The 25,685-nt window shown below is 70.0% G+C and carries 32 protein-coding genes and 1 other RNA gene; 22 read left to right on the forward strand and 11 right to left on the reverse strand.

Annotation, left to right across the window (positions count from 1 at the left end; all coding sequences use genetic code 11):
* Positions 1–160: 160 nt before the first annotated feature.
* From AB0A90_RS10730 to mctP, 7 genes are all read left to right on the forward strand, one after another.
* Positions 161–1,390: a helix-turn-helix domain-containing protein gene (locus tag AB0A90_RS10730; RefSeq protein ID WP_357244922.1), complete on the forward strand. Its 1,230-nt coding sequence runs from the start codon at positions 161–163 to the stop codon at positions 1,388–1,390.
* A 16-nt stretch (positions 1,391–1,406) separates the two neighbouring features.
* The gene (locus AB0A90_RS10735) at positions 1,407–1,979 is read left to right on the forward strand and encodes a flavoprotein (RefSeq protein WP_357244924.1); all 573 of its coding nucleotides are present in this window, start codon (positions 1,407–1,409) and stop codon (positions 1,977–1,979) included.
* Between the two features lie 83 nt (positions 1,980–2,062).
* Positions 2,063–2,935, forward strand: a complete 873-nt coding sequence (locus AB0A90_RS10740) for a Nif3-like dinuclear metal center hexameric protein (RefSeq protein ID WP_357244926.1) — start codon at positions 2,063–2,065, stop codon at positions 2,933–2,935.
* Positions 2,925–3,662, forward strand: coding sequence for a C4-type zinc ribbon domain-containing protein (locus tag AB0A90_RS10745; RefSeq protein WP_357244928.1), 738 nt, complete (start codon positions 2,925–2,927; stop codon positions 3,660–3,662). Before AB0A90_RS10740 ends, AB0A90_RS10745 begins: the two co-directional genes overlap by 11 nt.
* A gap of 3 nt (positions 3,663–3,665) precedes the next feature.
* On the forward strand, positions 3,666–4,808 hold the full coding sequence (locus AB0A90_RS10750) for a bifunctional RNase H/acid phosphatase (protein WP_357244930.1): 1,143 nt from the start codon (positions 3,666–3,668) through the stop codon (positions 4,806–4,808).
* Between the two features lie 166 nt (positions 4,809–4,974).
* The gene (locus AB0A90_RS10755; protein ID WP_238647498.1) at positions 4,975–5,217 is read left to right on the forward strand and encodes a DUF3311 domain-containing protein; all 243 of its coding nucleotides are present in this window, start codon (positions 4,975–4,977) and stop codon (positions 5,215–5,217) included.
* Positions 5,217–6,866: a monocarboxylate uptake permease MctP gene (gene mctP, locus AB0A90_RS10760; RefSeq protein WP_357244932.1), complete on the forward strand. Its 1,650-nt coding sequence runs from the start codon at positions 5,217–5,219 to the stop codon at positions 6,864–6,866. The genes AB0A90_RS10755 and mctP overlap by 1 nt, the downstream gene beginning before the upstream one ends.
* A 327-nt stretch (positions 6,867–7,193) precedes the next feature.
* On the opposite strand, the gene AB0A90_RS10765 is transcribed toward mctP, so the two are convergent.
* Positions 7,194–7,652, reverse strand: coding sequence for a MarR family transcriptional regulator (locus AB0A90_RS10765; protein ID WP_357244934.1), 459 nt, complete (start codon positions 7,650–7,652; stop codon positions 7,194–7,196).
* 54 nt (positions 7,653–7,706) lie between these two features.
* Between AB0A90_RS10765 and AB0A90_RS10770 the strand changes: the two genes are divergently transcribed.
* Positions 7,707–8,939: an MFS transporter gene (locus AB0A90_RS10770; protein WP_357244936.1), complete on the forward strand. Its 1,233-nt coding sequence runs from the start codon at positions 7,707–7,709 to the stop codon at positions 8,937–8,939.
* Between the two features lie 29 nt (positions 8,940–8,968).
* Here the strand turns inward: AB0A90_RS10770 and AB0A90_RS10775 are convergent, their stop codons facing one another.
* A complete protein-coding gene (locus tag AB0A90_RS10775; protein WP_357244938.1) occupies positions 8,969–9,730 on the reverse strand; it encodes a sulfite exporter TauE/SafE family protein in 762 nt (253 codons plus the stop codon).
* Between the two features lie 130 nt (positions 9,731–9,860).
* Here AB0A90_RS10775 and rnpB point away from each other — a divergent pair.
* From rnpB to AB0A90_RS10795, 4 genes are all read left to right on the forward strand, one after another.
* An RNA gene (rnpB, locus tag AB0A90_RS10780) (RNase P RNA component class A) lies at positions 9,861–10,276 on the forward strand.
* A 343-nt stretch (positions 10,277–10,619) separates the two neighbouring features.
* The gene (locus AB0A90_RS10785; RefSeq protein ID WP_357244940.1) at positions 10,620–11,315 is read left to right on the forward strand and encodes a hypothetical protein; all 696 of its coding nucleotides are present in this window, start codon (positions 10,620–10,622) and stop codon (positions 11,313–11,315) included.
* Between the two features lie 387 nt (positions 11,316–11,702).
* A complete protein-coding gene (locus tag AB0A90_RS10790) occupies positions 11,703–12,236 on the forward strand; it encodes a hypothetical protein (protein ID WP_357244942.1) in 534 nt (177 codons plus the stop codon).
* Between the two features lie 68 nt (positions 12,237–12,304).
* A complete protein-coding gene (locus AB0A90_RS10795) occupies positions 12,305–13,261 on the forward strand; it encodes a threonine/serine dehydratase (RefSeq protein WP_357244944.1) in 957 nt (318 codons plus the stop codon).
* Positions 13,262–13,278: 17 nt separating this feature from the next.
* On the opposite strand, the gene AB0A90_RS10800 is transcribed toward AB0A90_RS10795, so the two are convergent.
* The 6 genes from AB0A90_RS10800 to AB0A90_RS10825 all read right to left on the reverse strand — a co-directional run bounded on the left by AB0A90_RS10800 (position 13,279) and on the right by AB0A90_RS10825 (position 16,361).
* Entirely contained in the window at positions 13,279–13,713 is a 435-nt protein-coding gene (locus AB0A90_RS10800) for a hypothetical protein (RefSeq protein ID WP_357244946.1), read from the reverse strand.
* 66 nt (positions 13,714–13,779) lie between these two features.
* A complete protein-coding gene (locus AB0A90_RS10805) occupies positions 13,780–14,454 on the reverse strand; it encodes a PhzF family phenazine biosynthesis protein (protein WP_357244948.1) in 675 nt (224 codons plus the stop codon).
* A gap of 8 nt (positions 14,455–14,462) precedes the next feature.
* Positions 14,463–14,957 (reverse strand): nuclear transport factor 2 family protein, encoded by a 495-nt coding sequence (locus AB0A90_RS10810; protein ID WP_357244950.1) that lies wholly within the window; start codon positions 14,955–14,957, stop codon positions 14,463–14,465.
* A 43-nt stretch (positions 14,958–15,000) separates the two neighbouring features.
* Positions 15,001–15,336 (reverse strand): glyoxalase superfamily protein, encoded by a 336-nt coding sequence (locus tag AB0A90_RS10815; protein ID WP_357244952.1) that lies wholly within the window; start codon positions 15,334–15,336, stop codon positions 15,001–15,003.
* Positions 15,337–15,376: 40 nt separating this feature from the next.
* Positions 15,377–15,568 (reverse strand): DUF397 domain-containing protein, encoded by a 192-nt coding sequence (locus tag AB0A90_RS10820; RefSeq protein ID WP_357244954.1) that lies wholly within the window; start codon positions 15,566–15,568, stop codon positions 15,377–15,379.
* Positions 15,555–16,361, reverse strand: a complete 807-nt coding sequence (locus AB0A90_RS10825) for a helix-turn-helix transcriptional regulator (protein WP_357244956.1) — start codon at positions 16,359–16,361, stop codon at positions 15,555–15,557. Before AB0A90_RS10825 ends, AB0A90_RS10820 begins: the two co-directional genes overlap by 14 nt.
* 345 nt (positions 16,362–16,706) lie before the next feature.
* Between AB0A90_RS10825 and AB0A90_RS10830 the strand changes: the two genes are divergently transcribed.
* From AB0A90_RS10830 to AB0A90_RS10850, 5 genes are all read left to right on the forward strand, one after another.
* The gene (locus AB0A90_RS10830) at positions 16,707–16,982 is read left to right on the forward strand and encodes a hypothetical protein (protein WP_357245202.1); all 276 of its coding nucleotides are present in this window, start codon (positions 16,707–16,709) and stop codon (positions 16,980–16,982) included.
* Entirely contained in the window at positions 16,979–17,254 is a 276-nt protein-coding gene (locus AB0A90_RS10835) for a hypothetical protein (protein WP_357244958.1), read from the forward strand. Before AB0A90_RS10830 ends, AB0A90_RS10835 begins: the two co-directional genes overlap by 4 nt.
* Before the next feature lie 56 nt (positions 17,255–17,310).
* Positions 17,311–17,667 (forward strand): hypothetical protein, encoded by a 357-nt coding sequence (locus AB0A90_RS10840; RefSeq protein ID WP_357244960.1) that lies wholly within the window; start codon positions 17,311–17,313, stop codon positions 17,665–17,667.
* A complete protein-coding gene (locus tag AB0A90_RS10845; RefSeq protein WP_357244962.1) occupies positions 17,664–18,071 on the forward strand; it encodes a MerR family transcriptional regulator in 408 nt (135 codons plus the stop codon). Before AB0A90_RS10840 ends, AB0A90_RS10845 begins: the two co-directional genes overlap by 4 nt.
* Positions 18,072–18,161: 90 nt before the next feature.
* Complete coding sequence (locus AB0A90_RS10850; protein ID WP_357244964.1) at positions 18,162–18,650, forward strand: hypothetical protein; 489 nt, start codon at positions 18,162–18,164, stop codon at positions 18,648–18,650.
* Positions 18,651–18,660: 10 nt separating this feature from the next.
* On the opposite strand, the gene AB0A90_RS10855 is transcribed toward AB0A90_RS10850, so the two are convergent.
* Entirely contained in the window at positions 18,661–19,581 is a 921-nt protein-coding gene (locus AB0A90_RS10855; RefSeq protein WP_357244966.1) for an expansin EXLX1 family cellulose-binding protein, read from the reverse strand.
* A gap of 127 nt (positions 19,582–19,708) precedes the next feature.
* Between AB0A90_RS10855 and AB0A90_RS10860 the strand changes: the two genes are divergently transcribed.
* Entirely contained in the window at positions 19,709–20,242 is a 534-nt protein-coding gene (locus tag AB0A90_RS10860) for a barstar family protein (RefSeq protein ID WP_357244968.1), read from the forward strand.
* Between the two features lie 33 nt (positions 20,243–20,275).
* Positions 20,276–20,770 carry a hypothetical protein gene (locus tag AB0A90_RS10865; RefSeq protein WP_357244970.1) on the forward strand — a complete coding sequence of 165 codons (495 nt, stop codon included), beginning with the start codon at positions 20,276–20,278 and terminating at the stop codon, positions 20,768–20,770.
* Positions 20,771–20,818: 48 nt separating this feature from the next.
* Here AB0A90_RS10865 and AB0A90_RS10870 read toward each other — a convergent pair whose 3' ends face one another.
* Entirely contained in the window at positions 20,819–21,412 is a 594-nt protein-coding gene (locus tag AB0A90_RS10870; protein ID WP_357244972.1) for a TetR/AcrR family transcriptional regulator, read from the reverse strand.
* Positions 21,413–21,532: 120 nt separating this feature from the next.
* On the opposite strand from AB0A90_RS10870, the gene AB0A90_RS10875 reads away from it, so the two are divergent.
* From AB0A90_RS10875 to AB0A90_RS10885, 3 genes are all read left to right on the forward strand, one after another.
* Positions 21,533–22,369 (forward strand): SDR family oxidoreductase, encoded by an 837-nt coding sequence (locus tag AB0A90_RS10875; RefSeq protein WP_357244974.1) that lies wholly within the window; start codon positions 21,533–21,535, stop codon positions 22,367–22,369.
* Between the two features lie 156 nt (positions 22,370–22,525).
* A complete protein-coding gene (locus AB0A90_RS10880; RefSeq protein WP_357244976.1) occupies positions 22,526–23,752 on the forward strand; it encodes an epoxide hydrolase family protein in 1,227 nt (408 codons plus the stop codon).
* On the forward strand, positions 23,753–24,694 hold the full coding sequence (locus AB0A90_RS10885; protein WP_357244978.1) for a redoxin family protein: 942 nt from the start codon (positions 23,753–23,755) through the stop codon (positions 24,692–24,694).
* On the opposite strand, the gene AB0A90_RS10890 is transcribed toward AB0A90_RS10885, so the two are convergent.
* Positions 24,681–25,565 (reverse strand): transglutaminase domain-containing protein, encoded by an 885-nt coding sequence (locus tag AB0A90_RS10890; RefSeq protein WP_357244980.1) that lies wholly within the window; start codon positions 25,563–25,565, stop codon positions 24,681–24,683. The two genes, AB0A90_RS10885 and AB0A90_RS10890, sit on opposite strands and share 14 nt — an antisense overlap.
* Positions 25,566–25,685 lie beyond the last annotated feature (120 nt).

The raw sequence follows: 25,685 nt of genomic DNA on the forward strand, positions 1-25,685 counted from the left end.
CGAACGGCTCGTGCAACTTGCACGAAAAGTACGAGGACTGGCTGTACGGCTGACGTACATCGTGTGCGACCAGCGAAAACCTGAAAGCGAACGGCCGTCGTCGCACCCGCGGACATCGCCCCGGCTCGATCGGTCGGCGGCGGCAGGGGAGGATGGGCAGATGGACGAGCTACCCATAGGACGGCGAGTGGCGTACTGGCGGGGACGCCGCAAGATGTCCCAGCAGGTCTTCGCCGACCGCCTGGGAAAGTCCAAGAGCTGGGTGGACAAGGTCGAACGCGGCGTCCGCCGGTTGGACAAGTTCTCCGTCCTCTACGAGATCGCCGACATCCTCCAGGTCGACGTGCAGCTCCTGCTGGGCAAGGACCCGGAGCGCCGCACCGACGCGCTGAACTGCATCGACCAGGTCGAGGTGCAGGAGATCCGGGCGGCGCTGGAACGCTACGACTCGATGAGCGCGTACTTCGACGCGGTGCCGTGTCCGCCGCCGCTTGACGACCTGCGCAAGGCCGTCAACCACGCCTGGCTGACCTACCAGTACGGCCGCTACGGCATGCTCACCCGGGCGCTGCCCAAGCTGCTGCGCGACGCGCAGGCCGCCGACGCCGCCTACGGCGGTGACCGGGCACCCGAGGCGGCCCACCTGCTCGGGCAGGTCTACCAGATCGCCTCCTCGGTGCTGCGCAAGCTCGGCGAGTGCGACCTCGCCTGGTTGGCCGCCGACCGGTCGATGGCGGTGGCCCAGCGGGCCGACGACCCTCTGCTGGCCGGCATCGCGACCACCCGGGTCTGCAACGCGCTCGTCGCGATGGGCCGGGCCCGCCCCGCGCTGGAGCTGAACGTCCAGATCGCCAACCGGCTGGCCCCGGGTGGGAGCAACGGGGTCACCCCGGCCCGCCTCTCCGTCTACGGGATGCTGCTGCTCCAGGGTGCGATGGCCGCGTCGCGCATCGGTGACACGGCGAGCGTCGACGACCTCATCAACTGCGCGCAGGAGGCCGCCACGCTGCTCGGCGGCGACCACAACCACTACTGGACGTCGTTCGGTCCGACGAACGTCGAACTGCACCGGGCCGCCGCCGCGGTGGAGCTGGGTGACGGGGGGCGGGCCGTGGAGGTGCACCAGATGCGCATCGCGGAGCCCGCCTTCAACGCGCTGCTGCCCGAACGTCGCGCCCACCACCTGCTCGACATCGCCCGCGGGTACGCCCAACTGGGCGACGTGGCGAACGCCGGCGAGATGCTGCTGCTCGGTGACCGACTCGCTCCGTCGGAGGTCCGCTGCCGGCCGATCGCCCACGAGGTGATGTCGGACATCCTTCGTCGCACACGTGGTGCGCCGCCTTCTCCGGTAGCGGAGTTGGCTGAGCACATGGGAGTAGGGGTATGAGCGCGGAGCCGGTGTGATGGCCGGTTCAGCACGCCACAGCGGGCACCGCCAGGTGCTCTACGTCATCGCCTGCGGTTCACCGCTGGCCCGGCACGTCGGTCGCCTGGTCGACCTTGCCCAGCAGGATGGTTGGGACGTCTGCGTGGTCGTCACCCCGGACGGGGCGAAGTTCGTCGACCAGGCCGCACTGGCTCGGCAGACCGGCCACCCGGTGCGGACGCACTACAAGAATCCCGGTGACCCGGACGTGTTGCCGCCCGCCGACGCCATGATCGTCTGCCCGGCCACCGTCAACACGGTCAACAAGTGGGCGGCCGGGATCACCGACACCCTGGCGCTCGGGTTGCTGGTCGAGGCGCAGGGCAAGGGCGTCCCCATCGTCGCGGTGCCGTACACCAACGCCGCGATGGCCGTCCACCCCGCGTTCCGCGCCGGGGTGGCCCGGCTGGCCGAGTGGGGCGTCACGGTGCTCTTCGGTGACCACGTGATCGCCCTGCATCCGCCCGGCACGGGGGAGCAGTACCTGCACACCTTCCCGTGGGCGATGCCGCTCGCCGCCCTGGACGCCGTCTCCGTGAGCGCTGCCTGACGCTCACCCGTACGGCCTGCCCGCGACCCGGCCTGGCCGGGTGTCACCGCTGGACCGCCCCCGCGCCGGTAAGCTGGCCCGCCGTGAGCACTAGCAGATCCGCCCCCACGGTGACCGAGGTGGTGGCCGAGCTGGAACGGCGCTATCCACCGGCCTGGGCCGAGGAGTGGGACCGGGTGGGCCTGGTGCTCGGCGAGCCGGCCGCCCCGGTCCGCCGGGTGCTCTGCGTCGTCGACGTGGTGCCCGAGACGGTCGCCGAGGCCCTCGCCGCCGACGTGGACATGATCGTCGCGCATCACCCCCTGCTGCTGCGCGGGGTCTCCTCGGTGGCTCCGACGACCTTCAAGGGCCGGATCATCCACCAGCTGATCCGGGCCGGGGTGGCGCTCTACGCGGCGCACACCAACGCCGATGTGGCCGCCCCGGGCGTCTCCGACGCCCTCGCCGCCCGATTCGGGCTGACCGGGCTGCGCCCGCTGCAGCGGCCCGCGTCCGGCTCGGCCGCCCACGGCGACGACCGGGGCTTCGGCCGGATCGGGGAGCTGCCCCAGCCGATGACTCTCGCCGAGCTGACCCGACACGCGGCCGCCGTGCTCCCCGTCACGTCCTGGGGAGTTCGCGCGGCGGGGGATCCCGGGCGTATGGTTCGTACCCTCGCCGTCAGCGGCGGGTCGGGGGACAGCTTCCTCGGCGCCGCGACCGCCGCCGGGGTGGACGCGTTCCTCACCGCCGACCTGCGGCACCACCCGGCCGGCGAGCACCTCGCCGCCGATGGTCCCGCCCTGATCGACGCCGCCCACTGGGCGACCGAACGACCGTGGCTGGACGACCTGGCCGCCCTCCTGCGGGAGGCGCTGGGCGTCGAGACGCTGGTGTCCGACCTGGACACCGACCCGTGGACCGTGCACGCCGCCGCACCCGCTGTGGACGACAAGGAGCCCGACCGTGAAGGCTGACCCTCAGGTGCAGCGCCGCCTGCTCGACCTCCAGGCGATCGACACCAACCTCGCCCAGCTCGCGCACCGCCGGCGTTCGCTGCCGGAGCGGGCCGAACTGGAGTCGCTGGCCCGGGAGTTGTCGTCGTTGGAGGATGAGCGGGTCCGCGCCCAGGTGGCGGTCGACGACCTGGACCGGGACATCGCCCGGTTGGAAAAGGACGTCGAGCAGGTCCGCGCCCGCAAGGAGAAGGACGAGAACCGGCTCGCCGCCGGCACCGGCCCGGCCCGGGAGTTGGAGGCGCTCCAGCACGAGCTGGTCTCGTTGAACCGGCGCCAGGGCGACCTGGAGGACGCCGAGCTGGAGCTGATGGAGCAGCGCGAGACCGCGCAGGGCGTCCTGGACGGCGTGGAGCAGCGGCTGGCCGAGACCCGGGACAAGCGGGCCGCGACCGAGCAGCGCCGCGACGACGCGATGGCCGAGATCGCCAAGGAGGAGGAGTTCAAGCGCGGCGCCCGTCAGCCGCTCGCCGCCGACCTCCCGGCCGACCTGGTCACCCTCTACGACAAGATCCGCGCGGACACGGGGTTGGGTGCCGCACTGCTCACCATGGGCCGCTGCGGCGGCTGCCGGCTGGACCTGTCCGGCGCCGACCTGGCCCGGATCCGCAAGGCCGCCCCGGACGACGTGGTCCGCTGCGAGGACTGCCGGCGGATCATGGTCCGCACCAACGAGTCGGGTCTGTAGGTCGTGGCCCCGCGGGTTGTCAGCATCGAGGCCGACGGCGGTTCCCGGGGCAACCCCGGCCCCGCCGGCTACGGCGCGGTGGTGCGGGACGCGGAGACCGGCGAGGTGCTCGCCGAGCGCTCCGAGTCGCTCGGCACGGCGACGAACAACGTCGCCGAGTACCAGGGACTGATCGCCGGGCTGACCGCCGCCGCCGAGCTGGGCGCCGCCGAGGTCGACGTCCGGATGGACTCCAAGCTGGTGGTCGAGCAGATGTGCGGTCGGTGGCAGATCAAGCACCCCGGCCTGCGACCCCTCGCCGCCGAGGCGGCCGTGCTGGTGGGCCGCTTCGCCGCGGTCCGGTTCGCGTGGATCCCCCGCGAGCAGAACCGGCACGCCGACGCGCTCGCCAACGCCGCCATGGACGCCGCCGCCGGCCGACCCGCGCGGACCCCGACGACGGGCCAACCTCCGGCGACGCCCGCGACGGGCAGCGACCCGGCCACCGCGCCGGCCTCGTGGGAGCCGCGGCCGTCGTTCACCGCCACCCGGCTGATCCTGGTCCGGCACGGCGAGACCGAGTACACCGAGCAGCGGCGCTACTCCGGCCGCGGCGACGTGCCACTCTCCGCGAAGGGCCGGGCCCAGGCCCTGGCCACCGGCGCCCGGGTGGCCGCGCTGGCCCCGTCCGTCGCGGCCGTGCTCAGCTCACCGTTGTCCCGGTGTACGGCCACCGCGGCGGCGATCACCGAAGCGCTCGACGGCGACGTGCCGGTCCGCACCGAGGACGACCTGATCGAGTGCGACTTCGGCCAGTGGGAGGGTCGCACCTTCACCGAGGTGCGCGAGCAGTGGCCGGGGGAGATGGACGCCTGGCTCGCCTCACCCCGGATCGCGCCGCCGGACGGGGAGTCGTTCACCCACGTCGCCGAACGCGCGCAGCGCGTCGTCACCGGGCTGGTCACCGCGTACCCCGGCGAGACCGTGGTGGTCGTCTCGCACGTCTCGCCGATCAAGCTGGTGCTGCGCGACGCCCTCGCGGCCGGCGACGGGTTCCTGCATCGGCTCTTCCTGGACGCGGCCGGCATCTCGGTGCTCGACATGTGGCCCGACGGCGGCATCGCGGTCCGCACGGTCAACGACACCGCCCACCTCGCCGCAATCTGAGCCGGCGCTCCTCACACGTTCCCGCCCGGCTGGTCGGTCACGCCGTTCGGCGCAGCCGGTCGGCCGTTCGGCGCAGCACCCTCCGGGCGGGTCAGGTGACCGCCGTCACAGAGTCGTAGCCTCCGGCCGTTACATCGAGAGCCTCGACTCCCCGGAGGTGTGTCAGATGGCTGCACCGGAACCGGAGGCGCCGACCACGGCGCCAACCAGGGCGAAGGACCACAGCCCCTGGAACTGGTTGCTCTTCATCCCCATCGTGGTGCCGCTGATCCCGGTCTTCTTCAATGGCGACTCGCCCCGGGTCTTCGGCTTTCCGCGCTTCTACTGGCTGCAACTGGCGTTCATCCTGCTTGGCGTCGGCACCACGACGCTGGTCTACCAGATGACGAAGAAGCGGGGTGGTTCCTGATGTGGCGTGACCATCTCACCGAGATCATCGTCTTCTCGTTCCTCTTCCTGCTGGTGAGCGTGATGGGCTTCGTGGCCGCCCGGTGGCGGGCGCCGAAGGACATGGCGCACCTGGACGAGTGGGGGCTGGGCGGGCGCAGCTTCGGCGGCTGGATCACCTGGTTCCTGGTCGGTGGTGACCTCTACACCGCGTACACCTTCGTGGCGGTGCCGGCTTTGATGTTCGGTGCCGGAGCGGCCGGGTTCTTCGCCGTGCCGTACACCATCGTGATCTATCCGCTGGTGTTCCTGGTGCTGGTCCGGCTCTGGTCGGTGTCGCACCGGCACGGGTTCGTCACCCCGGCCGACTTCGTCCGCAACCGGTTCGACTCGCCGGTGCTGGCCCTGCTGATCGCGATCACCGGCATCGTGGCCACCATGCCGTACATCGCGTTGCAGCTGATCGGCATCGAGGCCGTGCTCAAGACGATGGGGGTCACCGGCGACAACGCGGTGGCCCGGCACCTGCCGATCATCATCGCGTTCGCGATCCTGGCCGCGTACACCTACCAGTCGGGGCTGCGCGCGCCGGCGCTCATCGCGTTCGTCAAGGACAGCCTGATCTACATCGTCATCCTGGTGGCGGTCGTCTACCTGCCGTACAAGCTGGGTGGCTGGGGGGACATCTTCGCCGCCGCCGACGCGAAGTTCGACGCCTCACCCAACCCGAACGACGGCATCCTGCTCAACGGCAACAACCAGCTCCAGTACGTGACGTTGGCGCTCGGCTCGGCGTTGGCGCTCTTCCTCTACCCGCACAGCATCACCGGTGTGCTGGCCAGCCGGAACCGTGACGTGATCAAGCGGAACATGTCGGCGCTGCCCGCGTACAGCCTGCTGCTCGGGCTGATCGCGCTGCTCGGTTACATGGCGATCGCGGCCGGTGTGAAGCCGCTGCCCGGCGCGAAGGAGGGCACGGTCGACAGCAACACGGTCGTGCCGCTGCTGTTCGACCAGCAGTTCCCGGACTGGTTCGCCGGTGTCGCGTACGCGGCGATCGGCATCGGCGCGCTGGTGCCCGCGGCGATCATGTCGATCGCGGCGGCGAACCTGTTCACCCGCAACATCTACAAGGAGTACCTGAAGCGGGACGCCTCCCCGGCCCAGGAGGCCAACGTCTCGAAGATCACCTCGCTGGTGGTGAAGGTCGGCGCGGTGGCCTGCATCGTCTTCCTCGACCCGCAGTTCTCCATCGACCTCCAGCTGATCGGTGGCGTGATCATCCTGCAGACGCTGCCGGCGGTGGCGCTGGGTCTCTACACCCGCTGGTTCCACCGCACCGGCCTGATCGTCGGCTGGGCGGTCGGCATGGGGCTGGGCATGTGGATGCTCTACCAGGTGGCCAGCCCGACCCGGAAGCACTTCGGTGGCTCGGCGTTCCCGCTGTCCGAGTTCGGGTTCGACACCACCAAGACGATCTACGTCGGCATCGTGGCGGTGGCGGTCAACCTGGCCGTGGCGGCACTGGTGACGCTCGCGCTGCGGGCCGCGAAGGTCGAGGAAGGGGTCGACGGCACCGAGCCGGACGACTACTTCGCCGACGAGGGCGACCCGCGCATCACCCCCGGCACCGATCGCGACGCCGACTCGGCCCGCGAGCCGGTCGCCTGACCCCAGGCACGTACGCCCGGGCGCCGACGTGTGTCGGTGCCCGGGCGTACCTGTCCCGCGCCCTGTCCCGCGCCCGCGTCGCTCGCGTCTCCCGCGTCGCTCGCGTCTCCCGCGTCGCTCGCGTCTCCCGCGTCGCTCGCGCCTCCCGCGTCTCCCGCGTCGATCTTGCAGTTGTGGTGCCCAGCAGATGGTGATTCCGTCCTTTTGTCCCCCACCACAACTGCAAGATCGACGGGCCGGGGTGGGGTGGGGTGGGGTGGGCCGGGGTGGGGTGGGCCGGGGTGGGGTGGGTCGGGGTGGGTCGGGGTGGGGTGGGGTTGGCGCGGTCTAGCGGCGGTTGCGGTTGATCAGCGCCTGGTTGAGGCGGCTCAGCAGACTCGCCAGGGTGGCCCGGTCCTCGGTGGTCCAGTCGGCCAGCATGTCGCCGTAGAGCCGGGTGCGGGCAGCCTGCACGACGGCCATCCGCTGGAGACCGGCCGGGGTGGGGGAGATGACCGTGCCGCGGCCGTCGGACGGGTCCGGCGTACGCGTGATGAGGCCGTCGCGCTGAAGCGCGGAGACCTGCCGGGTCACGGTGGAGCCGTCCAGGTTGAGGCGGGCGGCGAGCGCGGAGACGTTCTGTGGGCCGGCGTCGGCCAGGTGGCGCAGGATGACGTACGCCGCGCGGTCCAGCACCCGGTGCTCGGCGGTGCCGGTGGCCCGCCGGGTGGCCTCGCCGAAGCGCATCAGCAGGGCCACCTCGGTCTCGATCTGGCCGAGGGTGGTCTCGTCGTGGTCGTCGCTCATAGCTGTATGATACAGAATAAGTACCTGTACGATACAGCTAGTTGGGGAGTCGGAGTGGATCGGCGTACCGAACCGAACCGCAGTGCCATCTACGCCACCACGCTGGTGGCCTTCCTCGCCATCGCCGGCATCGCCGTCGTCGACCCGATCCTGCCGGCCATCGGCGAGGCGATCGGCGTCAGCGCCTGGCAGGTCGAGTTGCTGTTCACCGCGTACATCGCGGTCATGGCCCTCGGCATGATCCCGGCGACGCTGGCCAGCGGCCGGTTCGGCTTCAAGCCGGTGCTCATCACCGGCGTCTCCGTGGTCGGCCTCGCCGCGATCCTCGCCTCGTTCAGCGACAACATCGTGCAGCTCTCCGTGCTGCGCGGTGTCTGGGGGCTGGGTAACGCGATGTTCTTCGCCACCGCCATGGTGGTGCTCGTCAACCTGGCCGTCGACCGGGAATGGGTGGTCGGCCTCTTCGAGACCGCCCTCGGTCTCGGCTTCGCCGTCGGACCGCTGATCGGTGGCCTGCTCGGCGAGGTCAGCTGGCGGCTGCCGTTCTTCGTCTGCGGCGTCTTCATGGTCCTCGCCCTCGGCGTGGCCTCCCGCAAACTGCGCGAGCCCACCAACCGGCAGGCCCCGGTACGCGTCGGCCAGATCTTCGCCACCTACCGCCGGCCGGCGTTCATCGCCCTCTGCGTGGTGACCGCCGCGTACAACTTCGTGTTCTTCGTGGTGCTCGGCTACACGCCGCTCTTCCTCGGCCTGGACGTCATCCCGCTGGGGCTCGCCTTCACCGGCTGGGGGCTCGGCCTGGCCGCCGGCATCATGGTGATCGGCCACCGGCTGGCCCACCGCATCGGCGCGGTGCAGACCGTCGGCGTGGCCATCGCCGGGCTGCTGGTCTGCATGGTCCTCTTCGCCACCTCCCGCAGCACCGCCGAGGCGCTCGTGGTGCTGGTGCTCGCCGGACTCTGCATGGGCCTGGCCAACGCCAACCTCACCGACCTGGCTCTCGGCCTCGGCTCCAGCGACCGGCGCGTCGCCACCGGCGCGTTCAACCTGGTCCGCTGGGGTGCCGCAGCGCCAGCACCGATCATCTCCGGCAAGCTCGCCGAACACTCGCTGTCGTTGCCGTTCTGGGTCGGCTTCGGGGTCCTCGCCGTCGGCGTGCTGGTCTACCTGGCCTTCGCGCACCTGATGGCCGCCGGCTACGGCGAACGGGTGCTCTGGTCCCGCTGGAACCGCGCCGCCGCGAGCACCGAGAACGCCGCCGAGGAACCGGTGGGCGAGGCGTACTGAGCGGGCACCCGCCGCGCCCTGCGGGAGGCTCAACTCAGGGCGCGCCAGAGCAGGTACAGGCCGATCGTCGTGCCGAACACCACGATCAGCGTCTTGAGCAGCACCGGCGGCAGCCGGCGCACCAGCCGGGCGCCCGCGTACCCCCCGATCAGCGTGGCCGGCGCGACCACCGCGACGGCCGTCCAGTTCACCGGGCCGAACACGGCGAACACCACGAGCGTGGTCAACCCGACAAGCGCGGAGAGCAGATTCTTGATCGCGCTGACCCGCGCCAGGGTCGCATCCAGCACCAGGGCCAACCCGGCGACCAGCATCACCCCGAGGGCCGCCCCGAAGTACCCGCCGTACACCGCACCCAGCGCGACCATCGTCTGCACCGTGACCGTCCGCTGGCGCGGGGACAGATCCCGGGGGTGACCGACCAGCCGGCGCAGCGGGTCCTGGAAGGCCAGGACCGCGGTCGCGCCGAGGACCAAGAAGGGTACGACCAGCTCGAACGCGCGGGCCGGGGTGGCCAGCAGCAGCAGCGCGCCGAGAATCGTGCCGACGATCGTGGTGGGCAGCAGCGTGGCCAGGGCGCGGGGGCGCGGCAGGTCCATCCGGCTGCCCGCCACGCTGGCCAGGTAACCGGGGAACACCGCGATGGAGTTGCTGACATTCGCCGCGACCGGGGGCAACCCGATCGCGATCATCGCCGGAAAGGTGATCAGCGAACCACCGCCGGCCACCGCGTTGACCGTGCCAGCAGCGAGTCCGGCGGCGAGCAGCAGCGCGGCGTGGGGGAAATCCATAGCCCCACGAGGCTAGCCGCTGCCCGACCGGGAGGGCCCGCCGGACCGCCGCCCTTGAGCAGCGCGATCTTGTGCAGGCGGGGCGGCAATACCGGTAGTGCGTCCGTCGTTAGGATGAGAGCGCGACGGACGAGTCGACCGGGCGGTCGCGTCGGCGGGCTTCGGCCCGCCGCCGAGGAACGTCCGGACTCCACAGGGCAGGGTGGTTGTTAACGGCAACCCGGGGCGACCCGCGGGACAGTGCCACAGAAAACAGACCGCCGACCCCATCGGGGACGGTAAGGGTGAAACGGTGGGGTAAGAGCCCACCAGCACCCCGGGTGACCGGGGTGGCTCGGTAAACCCCACCCGGAGCAAGGCCAAGCAAGGGCCGTCACCGCAAGATGACGACCCGGCGCAGACGCTTGAGGGCTGCCCGCCCGATGTCTGCGGGTAGGCCGCTGGAGCCTGCCGGCAACGGCAGGCCGAGATGGATGGCCGCCGCCGGCGCAAACCTTTCGGGGTACGCGCCGCGCACAGAATCCGGCGTACAGGTCGACTCGTCCGTCGCCCACCAGCTCAGAGCCGCGATCAAGGCCCTGACCTGGTCGCATGTTCTGACGCTGGTTGGCGTTGACGGTCAACATTGGGCGACGTTTGACGCCCTGACGCACTGAGCGCGCCCTGATCTTGGGGCAGCACCGTCAGCTTGGGAAATCGCTGGGGTGCCGGTCCGGGCCGAAGTCAACGGACCGCGCTCCTGGTCACGGTGCCCGTGGTTGACCGCCGTTCCCCGTGGCTTCCCGGCGCGACGGGCACGTAGGGGCACGCACCAACGTACCGGCGTCACCAGCCAAGCTCAGTCAGCCCGCACCAGCGCGAGTGGCTACGCCTCTGCGAGGATCGGCAGATGCCCCTCCTCGGCTATCTCAACCGCTTCCGCCCACCGGTTGATGCATCCGTGCTTGTCGACGCGACGCCGTGGCTTACTGACCCCTTGTTCTGGCCGGCGTTCCTGCTCTCCGTGGGCGGCTCGTACACGGCTGCGGTGACCTTCGACCTCGATCCGGCAGATGTCGAGGTCTACGCGGAGGAGATGCACCAGCACGGCATCTGGCCCGTCATCTCTCTGAACCTCGCCCAAGGCCACCGCATGCACATCCTCTTCCGCAACTACGAGGACGATTCGGGATGGGACTACCTGCTTCAGCAAGCGGGATCCGACGACGTGATCACCGCCGCGTCGCTGGAGGGCGGTTTCCACGGGCCGGCACTCTCCTGGCCCGAGCTGGTCAGGACAGCGAGTCAACCGGACCCGAAGCACAGTCAGGCGGAACGTCTCCTCCTGCTCCTTCCTGCTGTGGGCGATGCTGCCATCCCGCGCGGAGCCAAACAGATGGTAGCGGCGGCCGTCACCGCTGTAGGCGCTCAACGGCGACAGAACGAGGTTGCCGGGGAGCTGCTGGCCGGAAGCAATCGATTCTGGGGCGACAGCGATTGGACAGAGCAGAAGGGGCTGCCCGTCTGCCTCGGCCACCACGGCCCTCGTCACCTGGGAGCGCCGGCTGACCGCCTTGCCCTGCTGGCCGAGGCCTTCGGCGGCTAGACCCGAGGAATACGACGAGAAGACGGGCCGACCTCGATCCCGAGTCCGCGTTGCCGAGGCCGGCTGCGGTGCGGTGCGTCGTCAAGGCGTTCCGGGATGAGTCCTATGCCTCGTCGGGGCCGCTGGTCCTGGTCTCGACCGAGCCTGACAGCGTAACGGCCGAGGACGGAACGGCCGTCTTCCTCGTGTCCCCGGACCTCTTAGGCCCGACGGCGGCCCGATAGTGGCAGTGCGATCCGGCCGGCTTGTCTCCAAGCGGTTGCATCGTCAAGGCTCCCTGATTTCGCCAGACGCGACTCGTCCGTCACCTACCAGTTCAGCCGCCCTAATCCAGGCTGCCAGGTTTTATGGTGGCGTGCTCCGGGAGCGGGGGTGTGGACTTGGGAGATGTCCTCGTATCTGGATTTCTTCGCTGACTTCGCGGTCAGCGGCATGGTCCTCGGCGTCGGTCTCGGCTCCCGTCCGGACGACTGGCCGGGCGTACTGGGGTCCGATTTCGATGAGGGGTCGTGGAACGAGCGCCACCTGGTGCGGCAGTTCGGGATCGTCGACGCCAACTTCCATGACGGGTCGGGCGAGTGGATCTGTGATTGCGTCAACGTCAAGCCGGAGAAGTTGCATCGGTTCGACGACATGGTCCCCGAGGTGATCGGCAGCCGGTACGGGAGCTTCCCGCCCCGGGTGCCGTTCGAGGAGGTGGCCGACCGGCTCGTCAGCGCGGGCGTGGAGATCTATCACGTCCGCCGTGTGCATCTGGCTTCCCTCGAAATGTATTGGATACCGGAGGGCAAGGTCATCTTCTCGTTGATCTCCGAATACCAGCTGGAAGACCTCCCCGCGCTGCGGCTCGGGGACGTTTTCGAGGCGTACACCCAAACAGGCGTCGACCTTCGGTCGGAGCAGTTGACCCGGTACCGCTGATGGGGCTTCACGTCGATTGCTCCTGAGCCGCGGGCTGGCCCGTGCCGCTGCTGTGGCACGCTTCGGTGATGATCGAGCTCGCGGACATCGAGGCGGCCGCCGACCGGATCGCCGGCCATGTGGTCCACACGCCCACCGTGCCCAGCCCCGGCCTGTCCGAGCTGCTCGGCGTGCCCGTCACCGCCAAGCTGGAGCTGCTGCAACGTACCGGGTCATTCAAGGCGCGTGGCGCGGCGGCGAAGCTGCTCGTCCTGGACGACGCCGAGCGGGCGGCGGGCGTGCTGGCGGTCAGTGGCGGCAACCACGGCATCGCGGTCGCGGTGATGGCCGGCGCCCTGGGCGTGGCGGCGACCGTGGTGATGCCCCGGACAGCGCCGGCGCGTGCCGTCGAGGTAGCCCGCGCGGCCGGTGCCGACGTCCATCTGACCGACGGCATGGCCGCCGCGTTCGCGCTCATGTCCCGGCTGCGGGAGGACGGCCTGACCCTGCTGCACCCGTTCGACGACCCGGTGGTGCTCGCCGGGCAGGGCACGGTCGGACTGGAGCTCGCCGACGACGCCGGTGAGCTGACCGACGTGCTGGTCAGCATCGGCGGCGGGGCGCTGATCTCCGGGGTGGCCGCGGCGCTGCGGGCACGCCGGCCGGGGGTACGGATCTGGGGTGTGGAGACCGAGGGCGCGCAGGCGATGTCGCAGGCCCTGGCCAAGGGTGGGCCGGTCGAGGTGCCGCTGTCGTCGATCGTCACCACGCTCAGCGCGCCGACCGTCTCGCAGCTCACCTACGACCACGTGACAGCCCTGGTCAGCGACGTGCTCGTGGTCTCCGACGCCGAGGCGGTGCGGGGGACGGTGGAGTTGGCCGAGCATGCGAAGGTCTGGGCCGAGCCGGCCGCCGGATGCCTGCTGCCGGCCGCCCGCCGGGTACGGGAGCGGGTGGGTGACGATGCCCGGTTGGGCCTCGTGCTCTGTGGCGGCAACTCCACGGTCGCCGACGTGGCGTCGTGGACGGCACGCCTGGGGGCCTGAGCGCCCTCGGGTGATCCCTACGGCGTGGCTTCGTGCCCCGGCATCCCGTGGCTACGCCGTCGCTCCTTCATCTCCGCTTCGTAGATGTGCCGCCGTCCGCCGGCCAGCTTCTCCCGCGCATCCCGCTCGATCTCCTGGAACGTGGCGTAGTAGCCGTCGTCGAACTCCTCCACGATCTGGAAGGTCCAGCGGCCGGGCAGGAGGTTCCGGCCCAGTAGCTCTTTCTCCACGCGGTTGGCGACGTCGTCGTGACCCGCGTCGCGCAGCAGCTTCACCACCCGATCGAGGGTGAGGTCGGCCCCGCCCACGAGCTGGTGCGCCGAATACAGGTGGCCGCGTACCCGATGGATCGTCTCCATCGCCTTGCTGAGTTCGCCCAGCGCTTCGACTGTGGTGTCGTCCAGCCCTGCTGGGCGGGAGTGCTGTTCGTCGGTCGAATCCTTGCTATTCACGACATTCCCCTACCCGCTGGGGATCCTGCTACTCGTACCCCACTGCTCCTCGCTCCGGAATCTCATTCAGAGGGAGCGGATTTCCTCGAGGACGACTCGGCCGCCCACCTCGACGGTGTCGTCCGGGCCAGGTCGGGTCAGGATCTGCGATCCCTTGCCCTGCCTGATGTCCAACGCGCGGCGCAGTTCGGCGGTGAGCACGATCGCGGACGCCCCGGTGGCCTCATCTTCGATGATGCCGTCGCCCCGGCGGGGAAATCCCCTGGTACGTACCCGACCGGCGGTGCGGTCCTGCCACGCCCACGCGTACAGCCATCCCTCACCGGGCGGCGGAGCCGGCAGCCCGTCGACCACCTCGGCCGAGGCGTACTGCTGCATGAGCCTGTCGGGCGCCCACTGCGCGCGACCCCTGATCCAGGTGAACTCGCCGTCCTGCCAGGTTGGCACCGGACCCGCCGGCGGGTGCAGGACTGCCGGGCCGGCGTGGAGCCGACTCAGCAACCAGGACGTGCCCACCAGGGGATGCCCGGCAAACGGCAGCCGCACGCTCGGCGTGTGGATGTCGACGACCCCGCTCCCGGCGTCATCGACGAAGACGGTCTCGCTGAAACCCAACCGCGCGGCCACGGTTTGACGGTCCTGCCCAGGAGCCACGGCAGGGCCGTCGAGAACAACGCCGAGCGGGTTCCCGTACCGACCGCCGGGACCGCAGAACACCCGGAGTACGTGGAGAGCAGGCACAAGCGATGCTATCGAGGCGCGGCGCGCGGCATGATGCGCCGTTCCCCGGTGTCGGCCATCGAGTGCAACATGCCGGCGGCGAGCGGGATGAGCCGGGCAAGACCGGGTTGGTTGTTGCGCCGGGCCAGTTCGGGGCCGAGCCTGGTCATCAGCCGGGTCAGCGCAGGCAGAGGGCGGATGAAGAGCGTGATCTCGGTGATCAGGCCGTCGGCGGCCAGGCGGAGGCGCTGCGCTTCGTACAGGCGCCGGTCGCCGATCCGGGCTTCGTAGAACAGCGCCACGGTACGACCCTCGGCGACCTGGTCGGTGTAGGTGATGCCCTCGATCGTGGCCAGGGCCACCTCAAGCAGGTCGCGTACCTGTTGGCGACCGTGGAAGGCGAACTGCTCGGTGATCGGCGAGACCAGTGTGACGTCCGGGCTGAGAGCGGCGACCGCCGCCGCGGCGTCACCTGCCTCGCCGGCGGCACGCCACGCGGCGACTGCATGGTACGGCTGATTCACCGATACTCCTTCCGAGTGGGCGCCGTCGATGACGGCGGGAGGCTCATCGGTGCAGAGCCCCGATGCGGAGCCGGTTGCCGTCCGGGTCGACCACCTCGAACTCACGTCCCCAGTCCTTCTGTCCGACGGCTCCCACGCCGCAGGCAGCCGCCGCCGCATCGATGTCGTCGACGTACAGGTACAACAGGGTGTCTGGCCGCGCATCCCCGGTGTGCTCCGACAGATGGATCTCCACACCGCCGCGGACGATGCTCACGTAGAGCGGTAGGTCAGGGGCGAACCGGTGCTCCCACTGCTGCACGAAACCAAGGCGGGAGTACCACGTCGCGGCGGCGTTGGCGTCCGTGGTTCGGAGGACAGGCGCAAGGCGTTCGGTCATCCAGGCAGTCTGGCACCGAGGTCCGACGAGACGGCTCCCGTTACCGCCGCTCGGCGACCTGAGCGACGAACGCCCGCCAATCAGCCGGGGCGAAGGTCAGTGCCGGGCCGGCAGGGTCCTTGCTGTCCCGAACGCCGATGACGCCGGGCAGGTTGTCGGCGATTTCGACGCAGTTGCCCCCGGACGATCCGCTGCGCCGGGACTTGCGCCAGGTGGCGTTAGTGAGGTCCATGATCGCTGTGCACTTCCTTCATCAGATCGTTGGACTGTCGGCGCGGGAGCGCTTCGTTCCGCACGTTCTCCCACCTCGTCTGAAGAGTATGTAGCCCATCTTCGCTGTCGACCACGATCCCGCCCAGCTGATTTTCGAGGTGCCCGACCCATGTTCCGTCGCTGGCCCGCGCCAGCGCGAACGGTCCGGACAACCCGATGTGGAGGCCGGCTCCCGCCGGGATCACGTGCACGTGGACGTGCGGCAACTCAGCGACGGTGATGAGGTGCGCGACCTGCTCCGCCATGATGCCGGCGTGCTCGTCGCCGGCGCGACGGAGCGTGGATTCATCCAGCACGGCTACCACCTGCGGCGGCGTGTCACCGGTCAGGATCTTGTGTCGGCTCATGCGAGCGCTTACCTGCTGGTCCACCTCGGTGGCTGACATGAGGTCGTTCAGGCGCATCACCACGCGGGCGTAGTTCTCGGTCTGGAGTAGCCCCGGGATCAGTAGTGGCTCGAAGAGGCGAAGTTGTCGCGCGCCGCGCTCGGCGTCCAGCCATGGCAGGAACCACGACGGTGCGCCGAGTTTCACCACCAGTCGTCCGAACAGCCCGCCGTTACTGAAGGCGCGGTCCGCTCCCCGGATGAAGTCGATCGTCAGCGCCCGGGTGCCGCTCTCCACGGCGCTGACATGCGATGCGCTGAAGCCCGCTGCCCGGCCGAACGCCTCCTGCGTCATTCCGGACGCTCCACGGGCGCGGCGGATCTCACTCACGATGAAGTCCGCGAGGGGACTTGGCACATCAGCCATGCAACGCTCCTCAGATCGGAGATCCGCTTCCTGAGATTCCCCACCGGTCGGGCGTGTTCTGCCAGGTCAGCCCAGACGCCGGGCGCACCTGTCGAGCGTAGTGGTCTCCACAGCAGAGTGTCACCAGGCGGCGCGGCCGTAAGGACGAAGAGGTCTGGCGGTCGCGTTCGTAGCGGGGCCGCTCCCGGTGGGCGAGCACTCACGGGAGCGGCCCCTTCCCAACGACACCAGGGGGAGACCGGTGCCCGACAACATGCCCGAGAAGCGCAAGCCCCCGAACCCGGACGCGCCAGACGGCGTGAGCCGCGCTGTGGCGTACCCCAGGGGGTCGTGGTGATCGGGACGATGAAGGCCGGCGATGTGGTCCTCCTGACCACGGCGGCGAGCGTGCAGTTCCTGCGCCCGATCTTCGTGCGCGTGATCCGTGAGCTGCCCGAGCGGCACACGTACGACGGTTGGGTGTGGATTGAGGGGTACGAGCTGAGCGCCGCCGGCGACGCGGTGGCGCGGCGAGAGTTGTACGTGCTGCGGGCGGGCGTACGGCTCCAGGCCCAGCCCGCGGCACCGACCAAACCCGCCAGGCGCCGGCCCGTCCGCCGGGGTTCGGTGCGGGTCGGATGACCGCCCGCCCTCGCCCACACCTGCCGATGCGCCCGGCGTGGCTGTGCCGAAACTGCGCCGCGCCCTGGCCGTGTGGCCGGGCTCAACTGGATCTCGCGGCCGAGTTCTACGGTCATTCGATCGCTTTGGCGTTCTACCTGGCCGCGTCGATGCACGAGGCGATCGACGACGTACATGGTCTGGGTCTGCGTCCGAACCTGCCGGCCATGCACGCCCGGTTCCTCGGGTGGTTGTCCCTGGCCCGACGGCCTCGCCGGTCCGGTCGAGCCTGAGGTCCCGTGCGTCGGGCTTGCATCTGATACCTGGGTACAGGCTTACCGTCGACGGTATGAGTGATCGCCACGTCACGACTGACGACGCCCGGGTGCCGGAGGCCTGCACCCTCCCGACGGCGGAACGGCCGCTGCGGCTCGCCGAGTTCGATCAGTTCTGCGCCGCTGCCGTGCGGGGCCTCGACCGGCTGTCGGCGCGGCACCTGCGGTTGCGGCTCGACGGTGGTGCGCGGACCGAGGAGATGGCGCGGGACCTGACGGCCCGGGAGTCGTCCTGCTGCTCGTTCTTCACGTTCGACCTCTCCCGGCCGGACCCCGACTCGCTCTCGCTGGACGTCCGGGTGCCGGCGGCCCACGTCGACGTGCTCGACGCCCTCGCCGAACGGGCCGTGTCCCTGCGGGATCAGAGGTGACCGGGTCGGGCCTGCGCAGCGGTCAACTGGCCGATGCGGCAGGAGTCAACCAGCAGACGCTGCGCTACTACGAGCGCCGGGGTCTGCTCGACTCGCCGCAGCGGTCGCCGGGCGGGCACCGGCTCTACCCGCCCGAGACGGTCACCCTGCTGCGGGTCATCAAGACCGCGCAACGCCTGGGTTTCACCCTCAAGGAGGTCGCCGACCTGCTCGACGCCGGCCGGCACCGGGGCCGGTCCGACATCGGCCTCCAGGCACGGGCCAGGGAGAAGCTCATCGAGGTCGAGCAGCGGCTGGCGGACCTGACGGTCATCCGCGACACCCTGCGGGACGCCATCTCGGCCGGTTGTGACGACCTGGTCGCCTGCGCCGACAGCGCCTGCTGCCCCCTGCCCCTCCGGTGATCGGATGGATCAACTCCGGGGCGGGAAGCCGTGCTCACACTGACCAACGACTGTCCGAGCCGATTGTGCGAGGTCGCCTAGCCTCGGCTCGTGGACGACACACTCCGTCGCCGGCTCCGGGTCGAGCAGGCCCGAGCGCTGCTCGACAACGCCGACCCGCACCACGCGGTGATGCTGGCCTGCGACCTGCTGGTGGCCGGCGTCGACGGCGAGGCCGTGGTGGCGCTCGCGTCGGAGTCAGCCCGGACACTGCCGGTGCATGACGCGAACCGGCGCCTGGCGGCGGTCCTCGCCGAACTGGGGCTCGGGGAGCCAGACCTGCCAACCGCGGTGGCACTGATCGCGGCCGACACCGCCGAGCGGATCCTCGACAGGAGCATCACCGCCGAGGTGGGGACGCACGGTCTCTACGTGGTGGGATACGAGGGCAGCCAGCTGGACGACCTGCTTCCGGCCGTCAGCGCGCTGGCCACTCGTCTTGAGGACGACCTCCACGGACGGGCCGACGACGAGCTGCGGACCCAGCTCGCCGCGCTCGCGCGGACCATCCTCAACCGCGCCCGGACCCAGGCAGGTTAGGGCGGGTGAGTCAGCAGCGGGGGGCGTTGAGCGGGACGGCACCGGCGAGCGCTTCGACGGTCGCCGTTGGCGCGACCGATTCGGACGGGGCCGGCGAGGGCGCGATGCTGGGGGACGGCGGGGCCGAGGGCGAACTGCTGGGCGTGGGCGTGGCGAGGGCGGCCGTACTGCGTTGGACCTGCTTCGTGACCATCCGGATGGCGGTGGCGGTCGCCTGGCGCCCGTACACGTCGGTGACCCTGATGCTGTACGGCCCGGGGCCGAGGCCGCCCTCGACGGTCCAGTAGTTGTCACTCTGGCGGGCCGCCTTGCGGAAGCCGCCGCCGGGTCCCTTCGCCTCCACCGACCGGAGCGGGTTGCCGTGGTTGCCGACCTGCACCGCGAACCAGTACCGCGAGGCGCCACCCTTCATCCGGAAGGTGAGGCCGCCGTCGAGCGGAGGGTTCACCACCGCCCGGTACGTCACCTGCGCGATGCCCTGCGCCCGATCGGCGATCTTGGCGAACGCCTCGTCGGAGAGGTCGATCTTGCCGGTACCGCACCCGCCGCACTGGTCCATGACCATGACCCGGACGCTGCCCTTCGGACCGGTCACGTCCAGGTAGCTGCCGCAGGCCGCGGACCCGGAGTACGCCGACGAGCCGAGGGCCACGTAGAGCCGGTCTGCCGGTGGACCCGGGAAGGAGCAGTTGCCGCCCGAACGGCCGGCGTCGTAGAAGCTGGCCTTCGCCTTGTGGACGGTGTTTCCCGTCGGTGGTGCGGCGCAGGCCGGGGTGGCGCCGCCGCGGACGGCGAGGGTGATGCCGAGTACGGCGGCCAGAGCGGTGACTCCGGCACCGGCCAACAGGTGTCTGACCCGCCGACTCCGCCGGGGTGTGTCGTTGGTGCCGACCGGGGTGTCGTTCTCGGGAGCCGCGTCTGGTGCCGTCACGGCGCCTGATGTTGCCGCAGCATGGCGGGGCAGCGCAAAGTCGTCGGGCGAACCGTCACGCGTCGAAACAGCGGCGTAGCAGTCCGTTCAGGGCGGTGGTGACGACTTGCCGTTAGCCTCGGGAATCATGGTGGCCTCTGACCCCGCGGATGAGCTCGGGCACGATCTCGATCTCCGACTGCTGACCAATACCTCGGTGACCCTGTTCTGGCGTTCGGCGATCCTGGATCAGACCACCGCCTGGTTGAGCGCGCACGGCTACCAGGTCACCCGTATCGACGCCGCACACTGGGCCACCGAGCGCGATCTCCACCGCGATATTGCCGCTGCACTGGACTTTCCCCACTATTACGGGCATAACCTTGACGCCCTCAACGACTGCATGCGAGACGTCGTCAGTCAGGGCTACGGCTGGGCGTCGAATACCACCGGACTGGCGCTGGTATTCCGCAGCTACGACAGCTTCGCCGCCCGCTGCCCCCGTGCGGCTCAGAGCGTGCTCGACATCGTGGCTGACCAGTCGCGCAGCGCTGCCCTCCTCGGTCGCCGTCTGATGTGCCTGGTGCAGAGCAATGATCCGCGCATTCGATTCGAACCGGTCGGCGCAACTCCGGTAATGTGGAACGAAGCTGAATGGCTCGACTCCAGGCGGCGCGCCTGATGAACGAGCGGACCACTCGGGGATACTGATTCGGTGATCAGCTTGCCGCACGGTCCGTCAGGACTGTCCAAGGCCACCTGGACCGACGCCGACTTCCCGAGCATGGGATGGCATGACTGCCGGATCCATGCGCTGAGCGTTGCCGACTGCGTGGACGACACCCTTCCGCCCGCCAGGATGCTGCTGGATCTCGACTACATCGTGCGGTGGGTGCAACCTGCGGAAGAAGGCCAGCGCTTCACCTTCTGGATCGCGCCGGCGACGCTCGTGTTCGACGGCGCGTGGGACGTCGACGGCCGGCTCGGCCCGCTCCACGACATCATGGAGATCGCCGACCTGCACCGCCTCGAATCCCCGGACAGCAACCCGGAGCCGTTGTGGCACATCGAGGGTCAGAATTTCGATCTCCGCCTCCGAGCTTCTGGTTACACCCAGTTCCTTCGGACGCCGCCGCAGCATGTCGCCCGGCAGATGCTCACCCCCGCCGAGCGTGCCGGGATCAGCTTCGCCGAACTGTCGTTCGCCTGACCTCGGTGCCAGTGCCAGCGTCCCTGCCGAGAGTCCACCCGGCGGTGGTCATGGCCGGGGGCGTAATCCGCTCAGGGCGGTGGTGACGACGAGGTCGGCGTACTCGGCGGTGAGCGGGCCGCTGCGGTGCAGCCATCGGCTGAGCAGCGGTCCCCAGATCAGGTCCACCGCCACGTCCAGGTCGATGTCCTCGGCCAGTTGTCCGGCCTGTTGGGCGCTGCGCAGGCGCTGCCGTTTGGCCTGTTTCAACGGCCCGTCCAGGCGTTCGGCGTAGGCGGCCGCCAGCTCGGGGTCGAGCGCGATCTCGGTGGCCAGGGCGCGCATCGGTTGCTCGTAGCGGGGATCGTTCATCTCCTCGACCGTGGCGCGGAGCACCAGGGTCAGGTCGGCGGCCAGGTCGCCGGTGTCCGGCAACGTTGGCGGTCCACCCTCGGTGGTCTCGCTGAGCATGAGGAAGGCGTCGAAGATGACCGCGCCCTTGGACGGCCACCAGCGGTAGATGGTCTGTTTGCCGACGCCGGCTCGCGCGGCGATGCCCTCGATGCTGACCTTCGCGTACCCGATCTCCTGGAGCAGGTCGAAGGCCGCGGTGAGGATGGCGCGTCGGGAGGTCTCTCTCCGGCGGGCCGTGTTGGGCGTCATGGGGCACCACGATATCAGCGACGAGACGAACCGTCTCGTCTTGACGGCAGGCGTGGCGCGGCCTAACCTCCATCACAACGAGACGGACCGTCTCGTCTCGCTTGGAGAGTGGAGACCGACATGCGTACCTGGTTCATCACCGGTGCCAGCCGCGGCCTGGGCCGCGCCTTCGCCAACGCGGCGCTCGACCGTGGGGACCGGGTGGTCGCCGCCGCTCGGACCATCACCCGGGAGGACTTCGACGAGCGGTACGGCGACCGACTGCTGACCCTGACCCTCGACGTGACCGACCGGGCGGCGGTCTTCGCCGCCGTGGCCGTCGCCGTCGAGCACTTCGGACGGCTCGACATCGTCGTCAACAACGCGGGGACCCTGTCCATGGGAATGGTCGAAGAGTTCACCGAGGCGCAGGCGCGAGCCCAGTTCGAGGTCAACCTGTTCGGGGCGCTGTGGGTCAGTCAGGCGGTGCTGCCGCACCTGCGCGCCCAACGGTCCGGCCACATCGTGCAGGTGTCCAGCATCGCCGCGCTCGGCGGTTTTCCGAGCACCGGCATGTACAGCGCGAGCAAATTCGCCCTGGAAGGCATGAGCGAGGCGTTGGCAATGGAGGCGGCCGCCTTCGACATCACACTCAGCATCGTGCAGCCGGGCGGTTACTGGACCGACCTCTACACCAGTCTGAGCGCCACCACTCCGATGGAGGACTACGCGCCGCTGCGCGCCGAACTGGAACGACAGTGGGCGGAGGGGTCGATCGACAGCGAGCCCCGGCTGGCCGCCGAGGCGCTGCTGCGCCTGGTCGACAGCGACGACCCGCCGTTGCGGCTCCTGCTCGGGAGCATGGTGTACGACCTGGCGTTCGACATCGCCCGCCGACGGATGGACACCTGGGCGGGCTGGGAACAGGTCAGCCGGGCCGCCGAGCACGCGGTGCCCGCCCCCGAGCACGACAACTGAGGGACTGCTCGTATCGCCACGAGCCCGGGGCGCGGCGTTCTAGGCTCCGAGATATGGCGGCGGCGTGCCCATCTCGAATTGGCACACAGGTCCGGGCAGTGCCCTCACCCCATGATTCCCCTCACGAGGCGCAAACCTAGACGGAGAGGAACACGCATGGCTGTCAAGACCAAGACTCGCCCCGGCACCACGGAGATTCGGCCGTTCTCGGTCGACATTCCCCAGGCGGACCTGGACGACCTGAAACGGCGCATCGCGGCCACCCGCTGGCCGGACAAGGAAACGGTGGACGACCAGTCGCAGGGCGTCCCACTCGCCACCATTCAGGCCGTCGCCCGCTATTGGGAGAACGAGTACGACTGGCGCAAGGTCGAAGCACGAATGAACGCCGTACCGCAGTTCATGACCACCATCGACGGCGTCGACATCCACTTCATCCACGTGCGCTCGAAGCACGAGGACGCGCTGCCGCTCATCGTGACCCACGGGTGGCCCGGATCGGTGATCGAGCAGATGAAGATCATCGAACCGCTGACCGACCCCACCGCCCACGGTGGCAGTGCGTCGGACGCCTTCCACCTGGTGATCCCGTCGTTGCCGGGCCACGGTTTCTCCGGCAAGCCGACCGAGTCGGGCTGGAATCCGGAGAAGATCGCGGCCGCCTGGACCGAGCTGATGAAGCGTCTCGGCTACTCGCGGTTCGTCGCCCAGGGCGGCGACTGGGGCGCCGTCATCGTGGACCAGATGGGTAAGCAGGCGCCGCCGGAGCTGCTCGGCATCCACACCAACATGCCCGGTGCGGTCCCACCCGAGATCGACCTGTTGTTCCAGGGCGACACCACCGGCGCGAACAACGCCATGGGCTCGCTGCCGTCCGGCCTGTCCGCCGACGAGATGCGCGCTGCCGAGGAAGTCAACTACGTCTGGAAGCACGTCGCGTATGCCCTCATGATGGCGACGCGTCCGCAGACGCTGACCGGGCTGGCGGACTCCCCGGTCGGTCTGGCGTCCTTCCTGCTCGACCACGACGCGAAGAGCCTGGCCCTGATCGCACAGGTCTTCGACGGGGCCACGGCCGGCCTCACCCGCGACGACATCCTGGACAACATCTCGCTCTACTGGCTGACGAACACCGCGGTCTCCGCATCCCGGCTGTACGCGGAGAACAAGCTGTCGTTCTTCGCCGCCAAGGGCGTGACCGTCCCGGTCGCCGTGAGTGTCTTTCCCGACGAGCTGTACGAGGCGCCGCAGAGCTGGGCCGAGCAGGCGTACCCCAACCTCATCTACTTCAACAAGCTCGACGTGGGCGGGCACTTCGCGGCCTGGGAGCAGCCGAAGATCTTCTCCGAGGAGCTTCGCACCGCCTTCCGGTCGCTGCGCTAGATGGCCGTGCACCTGCCCCCGCTGAACGGGGCGGCCGAGTGGCTCAACTCCGAGCCACTCGGCCCCGCCGACCTGGGTGGGCGCGTCGTCCTGGTCAACTTCTGGACGCTGACCTGCATCAACTGGCTGCGCCAGGAGCCGTACGTGCGGGCCTGGTCGCAGGCCTACCGCGACGACGGGCTGGTCGTCATCGGGGTGCACACCCCCGAGTTCGGATTCGAGCACGAGGTCGACTGGGTGCGGCGGGCGGTGGCGGCCCGATCGATCGACTACCCGGTCGCGGTCGACAACGACTACGCGATCTGGCGCGCCTTCGCCAACCAGTACTGGCCGGCGCTCTACTTCGTCGACGACCACGGGGTCATCCGCGACGAGCACTTCGGCGAGGGGCGCTACGAGCAGTCCGAGCGGGTTCTCCAGCAACTGCTCGGCATCGAGCGCGAACCCGTACCCGTGAAGGGGCTCGGCCCGGAGGCGGAGGCCGACTGGGGCAATCTGCGCACGCCCGAGACGTACCTCGGCTTCAGTCGCGGCGAACACTTCGCGTCGCCCAACGGCCCGGTGCTCGACGAGCGCCGCGTCTACCAGGTGCCGGAGAGCCTCGGCCTCAACCAGTGGGCGTTGGCGGGGGAGTGGACGATCGGGTCGGAGAACGTCGTGCTCGACCGGGCGGGCGGCGGCATCGCCTTCCGGTTCCACGCCCGCGACGCGCATCTCGTGCTGGCCCCCGGGACGGGAGCGCCGATCCCGTTCCGCGTGCTGCTCGACGGGACGCCTCCCGGCCCGTCTCACGGCGTCGACGTCGACGAGGCCGGCAACGGCGTGCTGGAGGACGGCCGCCTCTACCAGCTCATCCGCCAGGACGGCGCGGTCCGGGAGCGGACCCTGGAGATCACGTTCGACGAGCCCGGCGCCGAGGCGTACGCCTTCACCTTCGGCTGACGCGCAGATCGACAGTGCTCACCGTGTCCGAGACCGGTGAGAAGCTGCGTATCCGAGCGCCGGGACGCAGGCGGCTGTCGGTCGCGTACCGGTCGGCGAGCGCCTTCTCGGCGGCCTCGTCGCCGCCGTCGGCCTCGAGCAGCAGGGCGGCGATCTCGTCGGTGAGCGTGAGGTCGGCGTTGGCGAGGTCGTCGGTCATCGCGCCGAAGCGGTCCCACAGCAACAGCTCGTCCTTCTGCCGGTGAGCGAGTTCCTGGATGACGTAGTCGTGGATGAACCAGGCGCCGCGGATCGGGGATTCCGGGGCCACGCCGTAGGCGTCCGGGTCGATCGTCCCGGCCCGGTACGCCGACCACACCCGCGCTGCCGAGTCGAAGAGCCCTGCCGTCGGGTCGATGTCGTAGCCGTCGAACTGCCAGTCGCCGGCCGGGTCGAGTTCCGGGTCCGCCCACACCCAACGGTGGCCGTCCCAGTACTCGACCAGTACGTGATCATAATGCCAGCCTGGGGTGAGGTAGGAGGCGAAGCCGACCCGGCTGCGGCTGGGAATGCCGTGTTGGCGAAGCACCGCCACCGCGAGCAACGTGTGGTCCCGGCAGCAGCCGGCCACCCGGTCGACGGCCGGACGCTCGGCGGTGAGTGGCAGCGGAAAGCGGGACTGGTCCGTGTCCAGGATGCGGTCCACCCAGCGGCAGTTCACCTCGTCCAGCCGGCTGTCGGGCAGCTCGACGCCGCCCGCGCGGTAGTGGACGATCACGTTGCGGGCGGTCGCCGCCACGGCGGGGATGTCGGTCGCCACGGCGTCGAGGAGCCCGCCGTGCCGACCGGGGTCGCTGTAGGGGGAGTGGCTCCGGTAGTCATCGAGGTCCATGGGACCAGTCTCCGGTCTGCCACCGTGTCAGGGTCAACGCCGCCGGATTTCGCGCATTCTACGATCGGCGGGTGCACATCACCCCTTCCAGCCCCATCGACGTGCCGCAGGTCTTTCCGG

This window comes from Micromonospora sp. NPDC049204, assembly GCF_040647935.1.
Lineage (GTDB): Bacteria > Actinomycetota > Actinomycetes > Mycobacteriales > Micromonosporaceae > Micromonospora.